Raw genomic sequence first — 20633 nt, 5'->3', positions numbered from 1 at the left:
CGCACGCGCGAGCCCGTCGCGATCGTGGGCATGGCCTGCCGGTACCCCGGCGGAGTCACCTCGCCCGACGGCCTGTGGCACCTCGTCGACAGGTGCGGCGACGGCCTGTCCGGCTTCCCGGCCGACCGCGGCTGGGACCTCGGCCGGCTGTCGGCCGACGGCCCTCGCGAGGCGGGGTTCCTGCACGATGCCGGCCGGTTCGACGCGGCGTTCTTCGCCATGTCCCCCCGTGAGGCCCTGGCCACCGATCCCCAGCAGCGCCTCCTGCTGGAGACCTCCTGGGAGGTGATGGAGTCCGCCGGCGTCGACCCGACGACGCTGCGCGGCAGCCGTACCGGTGTCTACGTCGGCCAGATGTACCACGACTACATGGTCGGCGCGGGCGAGATGCCTGCCGGCAGCGAGGCCTACCTGGCCACCGGCACCGCGGGGAGCGCCGCGTCCGGCCGCGTGGCCTACTCCTTCGGCCTGGAGGGCCCCGCGGTCACCGTCGACACCGCCTGCTCCTCGTCACTGGTCACGCTGCACCTGGCGTGCCAGGCGCTGCGGGCCGGTGAGTGCGACCTGGCGATCGCCGGCGGCGTCACCGTCATGGCCACCCCCGAGGTGTTCGGGGCGTTCGGCGTCGACCAGGGCCTCGCCCCCGACGGCCGCTGCAAGTCGTTCGCCGCCGCCGCCGACGGGATGGGCTGGTCCGAAGGCGTCGGCATGCTGCTCGTGGAACGGCTGTCGGACGCGCGGCGCAACGGCCACCGGATTCTCGCGGTGGTGCGGGGCAGTGCGGTGAACCAGGACGGTGCGTCGAGCGGCCTGACAGCACCGAACGGACCGTCGCAGCAGCGTGTGATCCGTGACGCCCTGGCGAACGCACGCCTGGCCCCCGCGGACGTGGACGTCGTGGAGGCGCACGGCACCGGTACACGGCTCGGCGACCCGATCGAGGCGCAGGCGCTGTTGGCGGTCTACGGCCAGGAGCGAGGTGAGGGCGACGAGCCGTTGCGGTTGGGGTCGGTCAAGTCGAACATCGGCCACACCCAGGCCGCGGCGGGCGTCGCGGGCGTGATCAAGATGGTCATGGCCATGCGGCACGGTGTGCTGCCGTCCACCTTGCACGTGGACGCACCCTCTCCCCAGGTGGACTGGTCGGCGGGTGAGGTCGAACTGCTCACCGAGTCGCGCCCGTGGCCTGCGTCGGACCGGCCACGGCGTGCGGGGGTCTCGTCGTTCGGCATCAGCGGCACCAATGCCCACGTCATCCTCGAACAGGCTCCGGAGCCGGAACCGATCGCTGTGACGCGGCAGGCGCCCGGGCCGGTGCCGTGGCTGGTGTCGGCGAAGTCCGAGGCAGCGTTGCACGTGCAGGTGGAGCGGCTGCGGGAGTTCGTGGCGGAGCGTCCCGAACTGGATCCGGTGGACGTCGGCTGGTCGCTGGCCACCACCCGGGCCGCGCTGGAGCACCGCGCGGTGCTTGCCGGGGACATGACGCTCGCCACGGGTGTCGCTGACGAGGGCCGGACCGCGTTCCTGTTCACCGGACAGGGATCACAACGCACCGGCATGGGAATGGAGTTGTACGAGGCGTTCCCGGTGTTCGCGGAAGCCTTCGACGCGGTGTGCACACGCCTCGATGCCCGGCTTGAACGCCCGCTGCGTGACGTCCTCACCGACGGCACCGACCTCGACCACACCGTGTGGGCACAGGCAGGCCTCTTCGCCCTCGAAGTCGCCCTGTTCCGACTGGTGGAGTCCTGGGGCATCACCCCGGACGTACTCCTGGGACACTCCCTGGGCGAGATCACCGCCGCCCATGTCGCCGGGATCCTCGACCTCGACGACGCGTGCGTACTGGTCGCCGAGCGCGGCCGCCTCATGCAGGCACTGCCCGCCGGCGGCGGCATGCTCGCCGTCCAGGCCACCGAAACCGACGTCGCGGACTCCGGCCTGGACATCGCCGCCGTCAACGGACCCAACTCCGTAGTCCTGTCCGGCACCACCGAAGCCATCGAGCACTACGCGGCCCAATGCACCGAACAGGAACGCCGGTTCACCGTCCTGTCCGTGTCGCACGCGTTCCACTCGGCCCTGATGGAACCGATGCTGAAGGACTTCGCCGACGTACTGGACGGACTGACGTACCACCCGGCACGGATCCCGGTCGTCTCGAACCTCACCGGCGCGATCGCCGACCCCGGCGCCATGCATCAGCCGGAGTACTGGCTGGACCAGGTCCGCCGGCCGGTGCGTTTCGCCGACGGTGTCACGGCCCTGGTGGAGCTCGGCGTGACGCGGTACCTGGAACTCGGCCCTGACGGGGTCCTGTCGGCCATGGTCCGGGAGACCGTCGGTGACGGCGTGTTCGCGCCGGTGCTCCGCAAGGGGCGGGACGAGGTCGAGACCTTTCTGGCGGCGGTCGGCCGGCTGTGGACGGCAGGCGCCGACGTCGACTGGCCCGCCGTGTTCGCCGACCGGGGCGGCCGGGTCGTCGACCTGCCGACGTACGCGTTCCAGCACCAGCAGTACTGGCCGCAGCCGTCCGTGAACATCGCGGCGGATCCATGGCGGTACTCCGTGGAGTGGAAGCTCGCGGAGCCCGCCATGTCCGCGCCGGTTCTGGGCGGCACCTGGCTGGCACTGCTGCCGGCCTCGACGAAACACCCCGAAGTGGCCGAACGGTGCGTACGAGCGCTCACCGAAGCCGGCGCGCGCGTCGTCACGGTACGGGCGGACGCGGCAGGCCTCCGGGAGCGCGTGGCCGAGGCGTGTGCGGAGGGCGGCGAGCCCGCCGGCGTGCTGTCCTTCGCCGGGCTGGCCACCGGCGAAGGAACCGACGGTCCCGTCCCGCCCGCGTCGGTCACCAGCATGCTGGCCACCGTGGAAGCACTGCGGCACAACAGTGTCCGAGCGCCGGTCTGGTGGATCACCTCCGGCGGAACCGCCGTCGACGACGGCGCGACGGTCGACACCGACCAGGCACAGGTATGGGGCCTCGGACGGGTGGTGGGTCTTGAGCTTCCGGACGTGTGGGGCGGTCTGGTCGATGTCGGCGACGCCGCCTCGGCAGAGCGTCTCGCCGAGGTCCTGGCCTCAGGCGTCGAGGACCAGGTGACGCTGCGTCCCGCGGGCGCGTTCGTCCGGCGGCTGGCGCGCTCCGGCGGCGTACCTGCGGGAGAGTGGCGGGGCCGCGGCACCGTGCTGATCTCCGGCGGCACCGGGGGGCTGGGCCGCGAGGTCGCACGGTGGCTGGCTCGGTCCGGAGCCGCGCATCTGGTCCTGGTCTCGCGGCGGGGCCCGGCGGCGCCGGGCGCCGACCGGCTCGTGGCCGAGCTGGAGAGCGCCGGGGCGACGGTGTCGGTCGTCGCGGGCGACATCGCGGACCGCGCGTTCGTGCGGTCGGTCGTCGACCGGTACCGGCCCTCGGGGGTGATCCATGCAGCCGGGTCGGGCGACCCGACCCCGCTGGCGTCTTCGGGCCCGGAGGACTTCGCGCGGGTGATGGCGGCCAAGGCCGAGGGCGCGCGCCTGCTCGACGAGGAGCTGGGTGACACACCCCTGGACTTCTTCGTGCTGTTCTCCTCGATCGCCGGGGTCTGGGGCAGCGGCGGCCAGGGTGCCTACGCGGCCGCGAACGCCTACCTGGATGCGCTGGCGACCAACCGGCGCGCCCGCGGCGCCGTCGCGACGTCGGTCTCCTGGGGGCCGTGGGCGGGCGAGGGAATGGCCGGCGGGGCCGACGCCTCGGAGTATCTGCGCCGCCGCGGCCTGCGGGCCATGGCGCCCGGGTCGGCGGTGCGCAGGCTGGGCCCGGCACTGCTCGCCGACGACGGATGCGTGACGGTCGCCGATGTCGACTGGGCGGCTTTCCTCCCGGCGTTCAGCGCCAGCCGCGAACGCCCGCTGATCCACGACATCCCCGAGGTCACACAGCTGACGGCCGCCTCCGCGGAACCGGACGGCGCTCTCGCCGCCCGCCTCCGCGACCGGCTCGCGCCCCTGGACGGCGACGAGCGGGAAGCGGCTCTCGTCGGTGTCGTGCAGCGGCACGCCGCGGACGTGCTGCACTACCCGTCCCCCGAGGCCGTGACAGCCGACAAGGCCTTCCGCGATCTCGGCTTCGACTCCCTCAGTGCCGTCGAACTGCGCGACCGACTGGCCGCGGAGACGGGCCTGCGCCTGCCCACGACGCTGCTGTTCGACCACCCCAGCGCGCGCGCCGTCGCCGGCCTGCTGCGCGCCGAGTTGTTCCCGGACAGCGGCGAGGAGATCGACGAGGAACGCGCCGCGGCGATCCGCCGGGCCCTGCGGGGAATCCCGTTGGCCCGCCTGGCCGACGCCGGCCTCATCGCGCCGCTGCTGCGGCTCGCCGCGGACGAAAGTCCGGACGACGGGACGGACCCGGACCCGGACCCGGACATTCAGGATTCGATCGACTCGATGGACGGCGAGAGCCTGCTCAGGCTCGCTCTCGGTGATCCGGAGTCGGACGGACAGACAGATCGAGGAGCTTGAAATGGCCGCCGCCTCCATGGAGGACTACGTCAAGGCGCTGCGTACCTCTCTGAAGGAGACGGAGCGGCTCCGGGCGGAGAACCGCGAACTCACCGCGGCGTCACGCGAGCCCATCGCGATCGTGTCCATGGCGTGCCGCTACCCCGGTGGGGTCCGGTCACCAGGAGAGCTCTGGGACCTGATCGACGCAGGAGCGGACGCAGTCACCGCGTTTCCCGCCGACCGCGGGTGGCGTGTGGACACGGCCGACGAGGCCGCGTCCGGTGGATTCCTCGACGGCGTCGCCCAGTTCGACTCCGGCTTCTTCGGCATCTCCCCGCGCGAGGCCCTGGCCATGGACCCCCAGCAGCGTCTCCTGCTGGAGACCTCCTGGGAGGCGTTCGAGCACGCCGGGATCCTGCCGCCCCGGCTGAAGGACAGCCGCACGGGCGTCTTCGTCGGCGCGGCGCCGTCGGGCTACGGCATGGGCCTGCAGGCGACCGACGCCGGGCAGGCGTACACCCTGGCCGGCGGCGCCACGAGCGTCCTGTCCGGCCGTGTCGCTTACGCCTTCGGCCTGGTCGGCCCGGCCGTCACCATCGACACGGCATGCTCCTCGTCCCTGGTTGCCATGCACCTGGCTTGTCAGGCCCTGCGCGCCGGCGAGTGCTCGCTGGCCCTGGCCGGCGGCGTCACCGTCATCGCCACCCCGGACGTCTTCGGGGCCTTCAGCGTCGAGCAGGGCCTGGCCGCCGACGGCCGCTGCAAGTCGTTCGCCGCCGCCGCCGACGGGACCGGCTGGGCCGAAGGCGTCGGCCTGGTGCTGCTGGAGCGGCTCTCCGACGCCCGGCGCAACGGACATCAGGTGCTGGCTGTGGTGCGGGGCAGCGCGATCAACCAGGACGGTGCGTCGAACGGTCTGACGGCGCCGAACGGCCCGTCGCAGCAGCGCGTGATCCGCCAGGCGCTGGCGAACGCCCGGCTGACCGGCGCAGACGTCGACGTGGTCGAGGCCCACGGGACGGGTACGCGGCTCGGCGACCCGATCGAGGCGCAGGCGCTGCTGGCCACCTACGGCCGGGAGCGGCGCGACGGCGGCGAGCCGCTGTGGCTGGGTTCGGTGAAGTCGAACATCGGGCACACGCAGTCCGCGGCGGGCGTCGCGGGCGTGATCAAGATGGTCATGGCGATGCGGAACGAGGTGCTGCCCGCGACGTTGCACGTGGACGAGCCGTCGCAGCATGTGGACTGGTCGGCGGGTGAGGTCGAACTGCTCACCGAGTCGCGCCCGTGGCCTGCGTCGGACCGTCCGCGGCGTGCGGGGGTCTCGTCGTTCGGCATCAGCGGCACCAACGCCCACGTCATCCTCGAACAGGCTCCGGAGTCCGCCGAGTCGAAGCCGGTCCCCGCACCGTCGGCGATACGTCCCGGGCCGGTGCCGTGGCTGGTGTCGGCGAAGTCGGCGGACGCGTTGCGTGCGCAGGTGGAGCGGCTGCGGGAGTTCGTGGCGGAGCGTCCCGAACTGGATCCGGTGGACGTCGGCTGGTCGCTGGCCACCACCCGGGCCGCACTGGAACACCGCGCGGTGCTTGCCGGGGACATGACGCTCGCCACGGGTGTCGCAGACGAGGGCCGGACCGCGTTCCTGTTCACCGGGCAGGGATCACAACGCACCGGCATGGGCATGGAGTTGTACCAGGCGTTCCCGGTGTTCGCGGAAGCCTTCGACGCGGTCTGCACACGCCTCGATGCCCGGCTGGAACGCCCGCTGCGTGACGTCCTCACCGACGGCACCGACCTCGACCACACCGTGTGGGCCCAGGCCGGCCTCTTCGCCCTCGAAGTCGCCCTGTTCCGACTGGTGGAGTCCTGGGGTGTGGTCCCGGACGTACTCCTGGGACACTCCCTGGGCGAGATCACCGCCGCCCATGTCGCCGGAATCCTCGACCTGGACGACGCGTGCGTACTGGTCGCGGAGCGCGGCAGGCTCATGCAGGCGCTACCCGCCGGTGGCGGCATGCTCGCCGTCCAGGCGACCGAAGCCGACGTCACGGACTCCGGCCTGGACATCGCCGCCGTCAACGGACCCCACTCCGTGGTCCTGTCCGGCCCCACCGAAGCCATAGAGCGCTACGCGGCCCAATGCACCGAGCAGGAACGCCGGTTCACCGTCCTGTCCGTGTCGCACGCGTTCCACTCGGCCCTGATGGAACCGATGCTGGACGAATTCGCGACCGTCCTGGCCGGCCTGGACTTCCACCCTGCCCGGATCCCGGTCGTCTCGAACCTCACCGGAGCCGTCCCCGATCCCGGGCTGATGCAGGAGCCCGGGTACTGGCTGCGGCAGGTGCGGCAGCCGGTCCGCTTCGCCGACGGCCTCGCGGCACTCGAAGCCATGGGCGTGACACGCCATGTGGAGTTCGGGCCGGACGGCGTGCTGTCGGCCATGGCCCAGGACAGCGCCACCGCCGCCGAGTTCATCCCCATCCTGCGCAAGGACCACGAAGAGACCGCTACCGCCCTGACCGCGATCGGCCGCCTGTGGACCTCCGGCGCCGACGTCGACTGGACGGCGGTGTTCGCCGGCCGGGGCGGCCGGGCGGTCGAGCTGCCGACGTATGCCTTCCAGCGCGAGCGGTACTGGCCGAAGGACGTGACGCACGCGGTTGGTGGGCAGACGGCGGACGCCGCCTTCTGGGACGCGGTCGAACGTGAGGACCTGGAAGAACTCGCGGGTCTGGAGTCGGCGCTGCCCGCGCTGTCGGCATGGTGGCGGCAACGCCGGGAACGGTCGACTCTCGACTCATGGCGCTACCGGATCGTCTGGAAGCCCCTCGACCTGCCCTCCGGCGAGTCCCTCGAAGGAACCTGGCTCGTCGTCACGTCCGGACCGGCCGATGACTTCGGCGCCCGGCTGCGCGCCGCCGGCGCACAGGTCGTCGAGCTTGCCGTCGGCGAGGAGGACACCGACCACGAACGGCTCGCCGTCCGCGTCCGTGAGGTCCTCGACGGTGCGCGGCCGTCCGGCGTGCTCTCGCTGACCGGCCTCGACGACCGGCCCGTTCCCGGCACAGTACTGCCCGTGGGGGCCGCGCTGACGGTCGCGCTGGTCAAGGCGATGAGTGCCCTCGGTATCACGGCGCCGCTGTGGACGGTTACCTCCGGCGCGGTCAGTGTCGGCCGGTCGGACCGGCTGGAGCACCCTGGGCAGGCGCAGGTGTGGGGTCTGGGCAGGGTGGTCGGGCTGGAGCTGCCCGCGCTGTGGGGCGGTCTCATCGACATGCCCGGCACACTCGACGACGCCGCGGGCTCGCGGCTTGTCGCGGCCCTGGCGTCGGGCGCCGAGGACCAGATCGCGGTCCGGGGCCCGGGTGTGTACGCCCGGCGGCTGGTGCGGGCAGGTGCCGTCGACGGTTTCGCTCCGGGCGGGCCGGACGGCGAGTGGCGCGGCCGGGGAACCGTTCTCGTCACGGGCGGAACAGGTGCGCTCGGCACCGAGGTGGCACGCTGGCTGGCGAGGTCCGGGGTCGAGCATCTGATCCTCCTGTCACGGCGCGGCCGCGAGGCGCCCGGGGCCGACGAACTGGTCGCCGAGCTGGCGCTCCTGGGTGCGACGGCATCGGTACTGGCCGGTGACGTCGCCGACCGGGAGTTCGTACAGCAGGCCCTGGAGCGGGTTCCGGCCGGATCGGCGCTGACCGGGGTCGTGCACGCGGCGGGCGCCGGCGATGTGACTCCCCTCGACACAGCTGGTGTCGACGACTTCGCGCGAGTCGTGGCCGCCAAGGTCGGCGGCGCGATGTGCCTGGACGAGGTGCTGGACGACACGCCGCTGGACTTCTTCGTGCTCTTCTCCTCGATCGCCGGGGTGTGGGGCAGCGGTGGCCAGTCGGCGTACGCCGCGGCGAACGCCTTCCTGGATGCGCTGGCGGTCACCCGGCGGGCCCGGGGCGTGGCGGCCACGGCGGTGTCGTGGGGCGCCTGGGCCGGCGCCGGGATGGCCGGCGGGCCCGAGATGGCGGCACTGCTCCGTCGTCGCGGGCTTCGTGTGATGGCCCCGGAGCTGGCCGTGGCGGCGCTGGGGCAGGCGCTCCAGGCCGACGACACCTGCGTGACGGTGGCCGACGTGGAGTGGGCGGCGTTCGCACCGGCCTTCACCGTCGGTCGCGCGCGCCCGCTCATCGACGACATCCCCGAAGCCCGGCCGGTCCTCGAAGCGGCCTCGGCGGCCGAGCCGGGCGATGCGTCCCCGCTCGCGCGGACGCTGGCCGCCCAGCCGGAGAACGAGCAACTCCGGTTCCTGCTGGACGTCGTCCGGCGCCACGTCGCGGCCGTCCTGGGCTACCGGGTCGGGACCGATATCGCTGCGGACGCCTCGTTCAAGAATCTCGGCTTCGACTCTCTCACCGCGGTCGAACTCCGCAACCGTCTCACCGCGGAAACGGGGCTCTCCCTGCCCGCAGGCCTGGTCTTCGACCACCCCACGCCACAGTCCCTGGCCGCCCGGCTGCGCATCACGCTCCTGGGCACGCGGCATGCCGGTGACGAGCCGGCCGCCCCGGCGAGCGTCACCGGGGACGAGCCCGTCGCCATCGTGGCGATGAGCTGCCGGTACCCGGGCCAGGTCGCCTCGCCCGAGGACCTGTGGCGACTTGTCGCCGACGGCGTGGACGCGGTGACGGGCCTCCCCGGCGACCGGGGCTGGCCGCAGGCCGACCCGTCCGCAGCGGCATCGTGGGCAGGCGGCTTCGTGACCGGCGCGACGGACTTCGACAACGGCCTGTTCGCCGTCTCCCCACGCGAGGCCTTCGCGATGGACCCGCAGCAACGGCTGCTCCTCGAAGTGTCCTGGGAGGTGTTCGAGCGCGCCGGAATGTCGCCCCGCGCCGTGCACGGCACCCGGACCGGCGTGTTCGTCGGCACCAGCGGCCAGGACTACGTCGGCATCCTGGCAAGCGGAGAGCAGGACACCGAAGGCCATCGCGGCACCGGGAACTCGGCCTCGGTCCTGTCCGGCCGCATCGCGTACACCTTCGGGCTGGAGGGCCCGGCGGTCACGGTGGACACGGCGTGTTCCTCGTCGCTGGTGGCCCTGCACCTGGCTGCCCAGACCCTGCAGAGAGGCGAGTGCGACCTGGCCCTGGTCGGAGGGGCGACCGTGATGTCGACCCCCACCGCGTTCGCGGAGTTCTCACGGCAACTGGGTCTGGCCGACGACGGCCGGTGCAAGTCGTTCGCGGCGGCTGCGGACGGCACCGGGTGGTCCGAGGGCGTCGGTGTGCTGCTGGTGGAGCGGCTGTCGGACGCGCAACGCAACGGACATCAGGTGCTGGCTGTGGTGCGGGGCAGCGCGATCAACCAGGACGGTGCGTCGAACGGTCTGACGGCGCCGAACGGCCCGTCGCAGCAGCGGGTGATCCGCCAGGCGCTGGCGAACGCCCGGCTGACCGGCGCCGACGTGGACGTGGTCGAGGCCCACGGGACGGGTACGCGGCTCGGCGACCCGATCGAGGCAGAAGCGCTGCTGGCCACCTACGGCCAGGAGCGGGGCGATGCCGACGAGCCCCTGTGGCTGGGCTCCATCAAGTCGAACATCGGGCACACCCAGTCCGCGGCGGGCGTCGCGGGCCTGATCAAGATGGTCATGGCGATACGGCACGGAGTGCTGCCGGCGACGCTGCACGTGGACGAACCCTCTCCTCAGGTGGACTGGTCGGCGGGTGCGGTGGAGCTGCTGACCGAGGCGCGTTCCTGGCCGCAGTCCGGCCGTCCGCGCCGTGCTGCGGTGTCGTCGTTCGGTATCAGCGGTACCAACGCGCACGTCATCCTCGAACAGGCTCCGGAGTCCCTCGAGCGGGAGCCGGTGGCCGAGCCGCCGGTGGTACGTCCCGGGCGGGTGCCGTGGGTGGTGTCGGCGAAGTCCGAGGCGGCATTGCGGGCGCAGGTGGAGCGGCTGCGGTCGTTCGCCGCGGAGCGGCCGGAGGTGGATGAAGTCGACGTGGCCTGGTCGCTCGCGACGACGCGAGCCGGGCTCGAGCATCGTGCGGTGCTGGCCGGGGACACGACACTGGCCACCGGGGTCGCCCGAGAGGGCCGCACCGCGTTCCTGTTCACCGGTCAGGGTTCGCAGCGTGCGGGCATGGGCCTGGGGCTGTACGAGGCGTTCCAGGTGTTTGCCGATGCCTTCGACGCGGTGTGTGCCCGGTTGGACGTTCGGCTGGAACGTCCGCTGCGCGAAGTGCTGACCGACGGGACCGACCTGGACCGGACGGCGTGGGCGCAGGCGGGTCTGTTCGCCCTTGAGGTCGCCCTGTTCCGGCTGGTGGAGTCGTGGGGCGTGACCCCGGACGTGCTACTGGGGCACTCCCTGGGTGAGATCACCGCCGCGCACGTGGCCGGGATCCTGTCCCTGGACGATGCGTGCGTGCTGGTCGCTGAGCGGGGACGGCTGATGCAGGCGCTGCCCGCCGGTGGAGGCATGCTCGCCGTCCAGACCGCCGAAGCCGACGTCGCGGACTCCGGTCTGGACGTCGCCGCCGTCAACGGCCCGAACTCCATAGTCCTGTCCGGCACCTCCGAAGCCATTGAGCGGTACGCGGCCCAATGCGCCGAGCGGGGCCTCCGGTTCAACGTGCTGTCGGTGTCGCACGCGTTCCACTCCGCGTTGATGGAACCAATGCTGGACGAGTTCGCGAGCGTCCTGTCCGGCTTGACCTTCCACCCCGCCCGCATCCCGGTCGTCTCGAACCTCACCGGTGCCATCGCCGAGCCCGGCGCCATGCAACAGCGGGAGTACTGGCTGCGGCAGGTGCGGCAGCCGGTGCGTTTCGCCGACGGTGTCACAGCCTTGGAAGCGATGGGCGTGACCCGCTACCTGGAACTCGGCCCCGACGGTGTCCTGTCGGCCATGGCCCAGGACACCACCGCCGAAGCCCAGTTCATCCCCGTCCTGCGCAAGGACCACGAAGAGACCGCTACCGCCCTCACGGCGGTCAGCCGCCTGTGGGCGTCCGGTGCCGGCGTCGACTGGACTCAGCTGTACGCCGGTTGGGGCGGCAGGGTGGTCGATCTGCCGACGTATGCGTTCCAGCGTGAGCGGTTCTGGCCGGAGTTCTCGCTGACGGGCGCTGCGGGCGGTGGCGGTGATCTGGTCGACGCGGCGTTCTGGGATGCGGTGGAGCGGGAGGACCTGGAGGAGCTCGCGGGTCTGGAGTCGGCGCTGCCGGCCCTGTCCGCCTGGCGACAGCGTCACCAGGAACGCTCGACCCTGGATTCCTGGCGTTACCGGGTCACGTGGAAGCCGCTGGACGGTCTCTCGTCGTCGGCGGTGCTGACCGGGGTGTGGGCGGTCGTCGGCACGGAGGACCCGGAGGTGTCCGCCGCGTTGGAAGCCGCGGGCGCGACCGTGGTCGGAGTCCCCGCCAAGGAAGTGTCAGGGCTGCCTGATGTGGCCGGTGTGGTCCTGTCCGCGTCCGGTTGGGCGGAGACGCTGGCCGTGGTGCAGGAGCTGGATACAGCGCCGGCCCCGTTGTGGGTGCTGACGCGTAGCGCGGTGTCGGTGGGTGGTTCCGACCGGATCGGCGATCCGGACCTGGCGACGGTGTGGGCTCTAGGCCGGGTCGCGGCACTGGAACTGCCGGCCCGCTGGGGTGGTCTCATCGACCTTCCCGAGGTCCTGGACACCCGGGCCGGTGCCCGGCTGGTGAGTGTCCTGGCCGATGGTGGTGAGGATCAAGCCGCCGTGCGTGGGTCCGGGGTGTACGGCCGCCGTCTGGCGCGTGCGGTGCCGACGGCTGTGGTCGGCGAGGGATGGCAGCCCTCGGGCACCGTCCTGGTCACTGGTGGCACCGGCGCGCTGGGCGCGGAGGTGGCCCGCTGGCTGGCCGGCCGGGGTGTGCAGCACCTGGTGCTGACCAGCCGCGGCGGCGTGGCCCCGGACGGTCTGGTGGAGGAGCTGTCCGGGCTGGGCACACAGGTCACGGTCGCCGCCTGCGACGTGGCCGACCGGGATGCCCTGGCCGCGGTGATCGACGGTGTTCCGGAGCTGACCGGCATCGTGCATGCGGCCGGACTCGACCTCCCGCAACGGATCGAGGAGGCCACCCCCGAGGCATTCGCCTCCGTTCTGCAGGCAAAGGTCGACGGAACCAAGCATCTGGACGAGCTGACTACGGATCTGTCGCTGGACCTGTTCGTGGTCTTCTCCTCCATCGCCGCGACGTGGGGCAGCGGCGGCCAGTCGGCGTACGCGGCAGGCAACGCCTTCCTCGACGCCTGGACACAGCACCGGCACGACCGCGGCCTTCCGGGGACGTCGATCGCGTGGGGCCCGTGGGCCGGGGCCGGCATGGCGGTCCAGGGTGAGGCTGAACAAGCGCTGCGTCGACGTGGGTTGCTGCCGATGGATCCGGCCTTGGCGGTCCGGGCCCTGGCGGCAGCGGTGGACGGCCGGGAATCCTGCGTGACCGTCGCCGACATGGACTGGTCGGTGTTCACCCCGGCCTTCACCTCCTCCCGCCCCAGCGCCCTGCTCACCGACCTCCCCGAAGCAACCGAAGTACTCAAGACCACACCGAGCGACGGCGCCGAACCGGGCCTGCGACAGCGGCTGTTGGACGCACCCGCCACGGAGCGGGTCCGGATCGTGCTGGACATGGTGCGGGACCGGGCCGCCACCGTACTGGGACACGCGGGCGCGGAAGCGGTCGAGCCCGGCAGGGCGTTCCGGGACCTGGGCTTCGACTCGCTCATGGCGGTCGAACTGCGCAACCTGCTGACCACCGACACCGGACTGTCGCTGCCCGCGACCCTGGTCTTCGACCATCCCAGCCCCACCACCCTCACCGACTACCTGCTGTCACAGTTCTTCGACGGGTCCACGACACAGCCGGACATGTCCCTGCCCGTCCTCGCCACCAGGAACGACGAGCCGGTGGCGATCGTGGGCATGGCCTGCCGCTACCCCGGCGGTGTGACATCGCCGGAGCAATTGTGGGACCTCGTCGCCGCCGGGGCGGACGGGATCACTCCGTTCCCGGACGACCGTGGCTGGCCCACCGGTCTGGTCGACGCAACCGCCGCGGTCGGCGGATTCGTTCACGACGCGGACGAGTTCGACGCCGCCCTGTTCGGCATCAGCCCCCGAGAAGCCCTCGCGATGGACCCCCAACAGCGCCTGCTGCTGGAAACAGCGTGGGAGACCCTCGAATCAGCCGGCATGAACCCCCGGTCCCTCAAGGGCCACAACGTCGGAGTCTTCGCCGGCGCCTCCCCCTCCGGATACGGCACCGGAGTCACAGGCGCGGAGGGACACCTGCTGACCGGCACCGCAAGCAGTGTGATCTCCGGCCGCCTCGCCTACGTCTTCGGGCTGGAAGGCCCGGCCATGACAGTCGACACCGCGTGCTCCTCCTCCCTGGTCGCCCTGCACCTGGCCGCCCAGGCACTACGGATCGGTGAATGCGACCTGGCACTCGCCGGCGGCGTGACCGTGATGGTCTCCCCGGGAGCATTCGCCGAATTCGACCGCCAGGACGGCCTCGCCTCCGACGGCCGCTGCAAATCCTTCGCCTCGTCGGCCGACGGAACAGGCTGGGCCGAAGGCGTCGGCCTCCTCCTCGTCGAACGACTCTCCGACGCCCGCCGCAACAACCACCACATCCTCGCCGTCCTACGCGGCAGCGCCGTCAACCAGGACGGCGCCTCCAACGGACTCACCGCACCCAACGGACCCTCCCAACAACGCGTCATCCACCAAGCCCTCACCAACGCCCAACTCACCGGCGCCGACATCGACCTCGTCGAAGCCCACGGCACCGGCACCCGCCTCGGCGACCCCATCGAGGCCCAGGCACTTCTGGCCACCTACGGCCAGAACCGTGACGAGGGCAACGGACCCCTCTGGCTCGGCTCCATCAAGTCGAACATCGGCCACACCCAGGCCGCCGCCGGTGTCGCAGGCATCATCAAAATGATCATGGCCATGCGGCACGGCCTCATGCCCGCCACCCTCCACGTCGACCAACCCACCCCCCAAGTCGACTGGACAGCCGGAGCGGTGGAACTCCTCACCGAAGCGCGTGCTTGGCCCGACACCGACAACCGGCCCCGCCGCGCCGCCGTCTCCTCCTTCGGCATCAGCGGCACCAACGCCCACGTCATCCTCGAACAAGCCCCCGACCCACAACCCCAGCCGACCCCCGCAACACGACAGGCACCAGGGCTGGTGCCCTGGGTGATCTCGGCGAAGTCCGAGCCAGCACTGCAAGCCCAGATCGAACGCCTGCGATCCTTCGTCACCGATAGCCCTCAACTTGGCACCGGCGACGTGGCTTTGTCGCTCGCGACCACTCGCGCCACGTTGGAGCACCGCGCGGTGCTGACCAGGGACACGACCCTCGCCACCGGTATCGCCCGAGAGGGACGGACCGCGTTCCTGTTCACCGGGCAGGGCTCGCAGCGTGCGGGAATGGGACTGGGCCTGTACGAGCAGTTCCCGGTCTTCGCCGAGGCCTTCGACGCGGTCTGCGCACGGCTCGACGTCCGGCTGGAGCGCCCGCTGCGCGAGGTCCTGACCGATGGCGTCGACCTGGACCACACCGTGTGGGCCCAGGCGGGCCTCTTCGCCCTTGAGGTTGCCCTGTTCCGACTGGTGGAGTCCTGGGGTGTGGTCCCGGACGTGCTCCTGGGCCACTCCCTGGGCGAGATCACCGCCGCCCATGTCGCGGGAATCCTCGACCTCGACGACGCCTGCACCCTGGTCGCCGAACGCGGCCGCCTCATGCAGGCCCTGCCCGAGGGCGGCGGCATGCTCGCCGTCCAGGCCGCCGAAACCGACGTCGCGGACTCCGGCCTGGACATCGCCGCCGTCAACGGCCCGAACTCTGTTGTCCTGTCCGGCACCACGGAAGCCATCGAGCACTACGCGGCCCAATGTGCCGCCCGCGGCCTGCGATTCAACGTCCTGTCGGTGTCGCACGCGTTCCACTCCGCCCTCATGGAACCGATGTTGAAGGAGTTCGCCGACGTCCTGGGCGGGCTGACGCTCCATCCGGCGGAGATCCCGGTCGTCTCGAACCTGACGGGTACGATCGCCGAACCCGGGCTGATGCAGGACCCCGAGTACTGGCTGAACCAGGTGCGGCAGGCGGTGCGTTTCGCCGACGGTGTCACAGCCCTGGAAGCGATGGGCGTGACCCGCTACCTGGAACTCGGCCCCGACGGCGTTCTCTCGGGTATGGCCCAGGACACTGCCGCCGATGCCGAGTTCGTCCCCGTCCTGCGCAAGGACCGCGATGAGACAGAAACCGCGCTCACCGCGATCAGCCGCTTGTGGGCCTCCGGCATCGAAGTCGACTGGACGGCGGTGTTCTCCAGTTGGGGCGGCCGCGTGGTCGGCCTGCCGACGTATGCGTTCCAGCGTGAGCGGTACTGGCCACAGCCGGGTGTGACCGGCGGGGACGCGGGTGCGCTCGGGATCGAGGACGCCGGGCACGCGCTGCTGGGCTCCGTGGTGGCCCTGGCCGACGGAGACGGCGTGCTCCTCACCGGCCGCCTGTCGGTGGAAGCCCAGCCATGGCTGGCCGACCACCTCGTGCTGGACCGCATCGTGGTCCCCGGCACCGCACTGGTGGAAATGGCACTGCGCGCCGGCCAGGAAGCGGACTGCGGCCTGCTCCGCGAACTGGTACTGCGTGCGCCCCTGGTGCTGCCGGACAGCGGCGGCGTCCAGATCCAGATACGGGTCGATGATCCCGACCCCTCGGGCGACCGACCGGTCCACATCCACGCCCGCGCCGAAGGCACGGACGAGTGGACACTGCACGCGACCGGCTCGCTGGCAGAACAGACGGGCCCACACGCTGACTTCGACCTGAGTGTGTGGCCGCCGCAGGGCGCGGACACGGTGGACGTCGATGGTTTCTACGGGGCGTTGGCCGGGGTGGGCTTCGGTTACGGTCCGGCGTTCCAGGGTGTGCAGGCGGCCTGGCGCGACGCATCCGGTGTCTACGCCGAGGTGACGATCGAGGAGTCGGTGGACGGGTTCGGTATCCATCCCGCCCTGCTCGACGCCGCACTCCACCCCTCCGGCCTGATCCCCGGCGACGACACCGAGACCCCCGGGCCACGGTTGCCGTTCGCATGGACGGGTGTGGAGCTGTTCGCGGTCGGAGCGACCACCCTGCGGGTGGCGATCCGCCCTGAGGGCGAGGGCATCACCGTGCAGGCGGCCGACGGGACCGGTGCGCCGGTCGCCGTCGTCCACTCTCTGGTGTCGCGGGCGGTGTCGGCGGAGCAACTGTCGTCGGCCGGGCAAGTGGATGACGCACTGTTCGCGGTGGAGTGGGTGACGTTGCCGCCGGATGCTGCCGCTTCCGGCGACGCGGCGGAGGTTCCGGCGTGGACGGTGCTACCGACCGGTGACGGTCCCGTGGAGCAGGTGCTGGGTGAGGTCCTGCACGGCGTGCAGGAGTGGCTGAGCGAGGAGCGACCCGACCACGCACGCCTGGCAGTGGTGACGTGCGGCGCCATGCCTGCCGATTCCGATGCGGGCGATGTGGTGGGTGCGGCAGTGTGGGGCTTGGTGCGCTCGGCGCAGACGGAGCACCCGGACCGGATCGTCCTGGTCGACACCGACCCGACCACCGAAGAACAACTTGACCTGGCCCTGTTGACCGGTGTCGACGAGCCCCAGGTCGCCATCCGTGACGGTGCACTGTTGGTGCCTCGCCTGACCCGGGCCGTGAGCGGTGGACTGGTGCTGCCGGACCACACCTGGCACCTGCTGCCGGGAGCGGACGGAACGCTGGAGTCCCTCCACATCGAGACGACCGGCACGCCGCCGCTGGACTCCGGCCGGGTACGGATCGAAGTTCGCGCGGCGGGCGTGAACTTCCGTGACGTACTCATCGGGCTGGGAATGTACCCGGAACCGGGAACCATGGGCTCGGAAGCAGCCGGTGTGGTCGTGGAAACCGGCCCCGGTGTCGACGACCTCGTTGTCGGGGACCGGGTGTTCGGGTTCTTCGACGGCGGGTTCGCCGCCGAGGCCGTCACCGACCGCCGTCTACTGGTCCGGGTGCCCAAGGGCTGGTCGTGGGCGCAGGCGGCAGCAATACCGTTGGTGTTCGCGACGGCCTGGTACGGACTGCGGGACCTGGCCGGGGTCAAGTCCGGTGAGTCGGTACTGATCCACGCAGCCGCCGGCGGCGTCGGCATGGCCGCCGTCCAACTGGCCCAGCACTGGGGACTGGAGGTCTACGCCACCGCCAGCCCCGGCAAATGGCCCACGCTCATCGCCAACGGAGTCGACCCCACACGGATCGCGTCCTCCCGCGACCTCGCCTTCGAGGAACACATCCGCACCGCAACCGGCGACCGTGGAGTCGACGTCATCCTCAACTCCCTGGCAGGCGAGTTCGTAGACGCCTCACTGAGGCTGCTGACGCCGGGCGGCCGGTTCATCGAGATGGGCAAAGCCGACGTCCGCACCGGTCTCGACGTCCCGTACTACCCGTTCGACCTGTCGGATGCAGGCACAGAACGCATGGGCCAGATCCTCGCCGAAGTTGTCGCCCTCTTCGAACAAGGCATCCTTGAACCCTTGCCGCTGACGGTGTGGGACGTACGCGAAGCCGTCACCGCCTGGCGTCACATGGCGCAGGCCAAGCACACCGGCAAGAACGTCCTGTCCTTCCCTGCCCGTCCGAACCCCGACGGCACCGTACTGATCACCGGCGGCACCGGCACCCTCGGCGGACTCCTCGCCCGCCACCTCGCCACCGAACACGGCATCCGCCACCTCCTCCTGCTCTCCCGCCAGGGCCCCAACGCCCCCGGCGCCGCGCAACTGGTCACCGAGCTCTCCGAACTCGGCGCCCAGGCACGGATCGTGGCCTGCGATGCCGCCGACCGCGACGCCCTCGCAACCGTCCTCGCGGACATCCCTGCCGAGGTTCCACTCACCGGCGTCGTTCACGCAGCCGGTGTCCTCGACGACGGCGTCTTCACTGCCCTCACCCAGGAACGCCTCGAAACCGTCCTGCGGGCGAAGGCCACCGCCGCCGCAAACTTGGACGAGCTGACCCGCAACACGGACCTCGCGATGTTCGTCCTCTACTCCTCGGCGTCGGCGACTTTCGGTACTCCGGGTCAGGCCAACTACTCCGCTGCCAACGCCTACCTCGACGCCCTCGCTGTCCGTCGTCGCGCGGAGGGCCTGCCCGGCCTCTCCCTCGCCTGGGGCATGTGGGAACAGACCAGCACCATGACCGGCGGACTCGCCCACACCGACCGAGCCCGCGCCACCACCGCCGGCACCACCCTGTCCACCACCCAAGGCCTCACCCTCTTCGACACAGCCCTCACCCACCCCACCGCACACCTGGTACCGATCAATCTCGATCTCGCCTCCCCGCATTCCTCCGATGCCGAGATTCCTCCAATGGTGCGCGGGCTCCTGCGCCGTCCGGTGCGGCGCGCCGTCGGCACGGCGGCTCAGGCGGGGCCGTCGCTCGGGGAGCGGCTCGCCGGGATGCCCGCCTCCCAGCGGGACTCGGTGCTGCTCGACCTGGTGGTCGCCTCCTCGGCCGTAGTGCTCGGGCACGCCTCGCCCGAAGCGATCGGGGCGGACCGGCCGTTCAAGGATCTTGGGTTCGACTCACTCACCGCGGTCGAACTGCGCAACCTGCTCAACGGCGCGGCAGGGCTGCGGCTGCCGGCCACGCTCGTCTTCGACCACCCGACTCCGGCCGCGTTGGCCAAGCGTCTGTTGGACGAGCTCGTGCCGCAGGACAGGACACCGGCCGAGACGCTGCTGGACGAGTTGGCGCGGATCGAGGCAGGGCTCGCCGAACTGACGGCCCGGGAGACCGGGCTGACGGCCGGGGAGCGGACGACGGTCCGCTCGCGGCTGGAGGTCATGCTCGAGCGGATCCAGGGCGGGGACCGGCGGCCGGACGGGGCCGACGGCCGGGATCTGGAGACCGCCACGGCCGACACCATCTTCGCGCTGATCGACGAGGAACTCGGGGGCTGAGACCGGAGTTCCGGAACTCCGGGTTCCGGGGTTCCGGAACTCCGCAGTTCCGGGTTTCCCGGCGTCCACTTGGCGGGCAACCGGACCAGGAGCCGAATTACGACACCGGTACCGCCCGAGTCAACCCGTAACCCCTCCGTAGGGGGCACTCCCTCGCGGTAGGGGTTGCTGGCCTGATCCCACCCCCGGAAAATCACTTCCGATCCTTCAAATAACCCACACACGGGTGCGGTGTCGGGCACAAACGCCTGCGGCGCGGGATACAAATGCCACACAAAGGGGTCGGGAAATGACGACTGCGCAGGACGACACCGGTTTGTGGATCCGCCGGTATCATCCGGCACCGAACAGTGACGTCAGGCTGTTGTGCCTGCCGCACGCCGGCGGCTCCGCCAGCTTCTATTTCCCGGTCTCCCGGGCTCTTTCGCCGGACGTCGAAGTCCTGGCCGTGCAGTATCCGGGCCGCCAGGACCGGCGTTCGGAGCCGAACATCGAAGATCTGCCCTCCCTGGCGCGGGCGATCCTCGGCACCCTGGACGGCTGGCTCGACAAGCCGCTCGCGCTGTTCGGGCACAGCATGGGCGCGACGGTCGGCTTCGAGCTGGCGCGCATGCTCGAGCAGGAACGGGGCGTGACTCCGGCCTGGTTGTTCACCTCAGGGCGTCGGGCTCCGTCGATGCCGCGGGACGAACGGATCCACCTGCAGTCCGACGCGGGGTTCATCAAGGAACTGCAGCGCCTGCAGGGCACCGACGGCAACATCCTCGGCGACGAGGAGATGCTGCGCATGATCCTGCCGGCCACCCGTTCCGACTACCGGGCGGCGGAGACCTACGACTACGTGCCCGGTCCCCCGCTGAACTGTCCGGTCACCGCCTTCGTGGGCGACGACGACCCGAAGGCCACGATCGAGGAAGCACGGGCCTGGCAGAACCACACCGGCGCCGATTTCGACTTCCACGTCTTCGACGGTGGGCATTTCTTTCTCACGACGCATCAGACCCGACTGCTGAAAATCATGCGGAGTCAGTTGCAATCCCTGTCGTCCCCTGCAAACCCACCCCGAACCGGCCCGTAACGGGCAAAGGATCTGCCCGGAATCACCCGGGAG

General features: G+C 71.3%; 2 protein-coding genes and 1 pseudogene. All 3 read left to right on the top strand.

Going from position 1 to position 20633, the window contains the following annotated elements; all coding sequences use genetic code 11:
* Window positions 1-6 precede the first annotated feature (6 nt).
* A pseudogene (locus ACFW9O_RS34380) lies at window positions 7-4506 on the top strand (SDR family NAD(P)-dependent oxidoreductase); the annotation flags it as partial.
* Window position 4507: 1 nt separating this feature from the next.
* Window positions 4508-19522, top strand: coding sequence for a type I polyketide synthase (locus tag ACFW9O_RS34375; RefSeq protein WP_384614869.1), 15015 nt, complete (start codon window positions 4508-4510; stop codon window positions 19520-19522).
* A gap of 289 nt (window positions 19523-19811) precedes the next feature.
* Window positions 19812-20600: a thioesterase II family protein gene (locus ACFW9O_RS34370; protein WP_384614867.1), complete on the top strand. Its 789-nt coding sequence runs from the start codon at window positions 19812-19814 to the stop codon at window positions 20598-20600.
* Window positions 20601-20633: the final 33 nt, after the last annotated feature.

This window comes from Streptomyces sp. NPDC059499 (assembly GCF_042749285.1).
In the GTDB taxonomy this organism is placed as follows: domain Bacteria; phylum Actinomycetota; class Actinomycetes; order Streptomycetales; family Streptomycetaceae; genus Streptomyces.
This window is presented reverse-complemented; position numbering and strand designations above follow the sequence as displayed.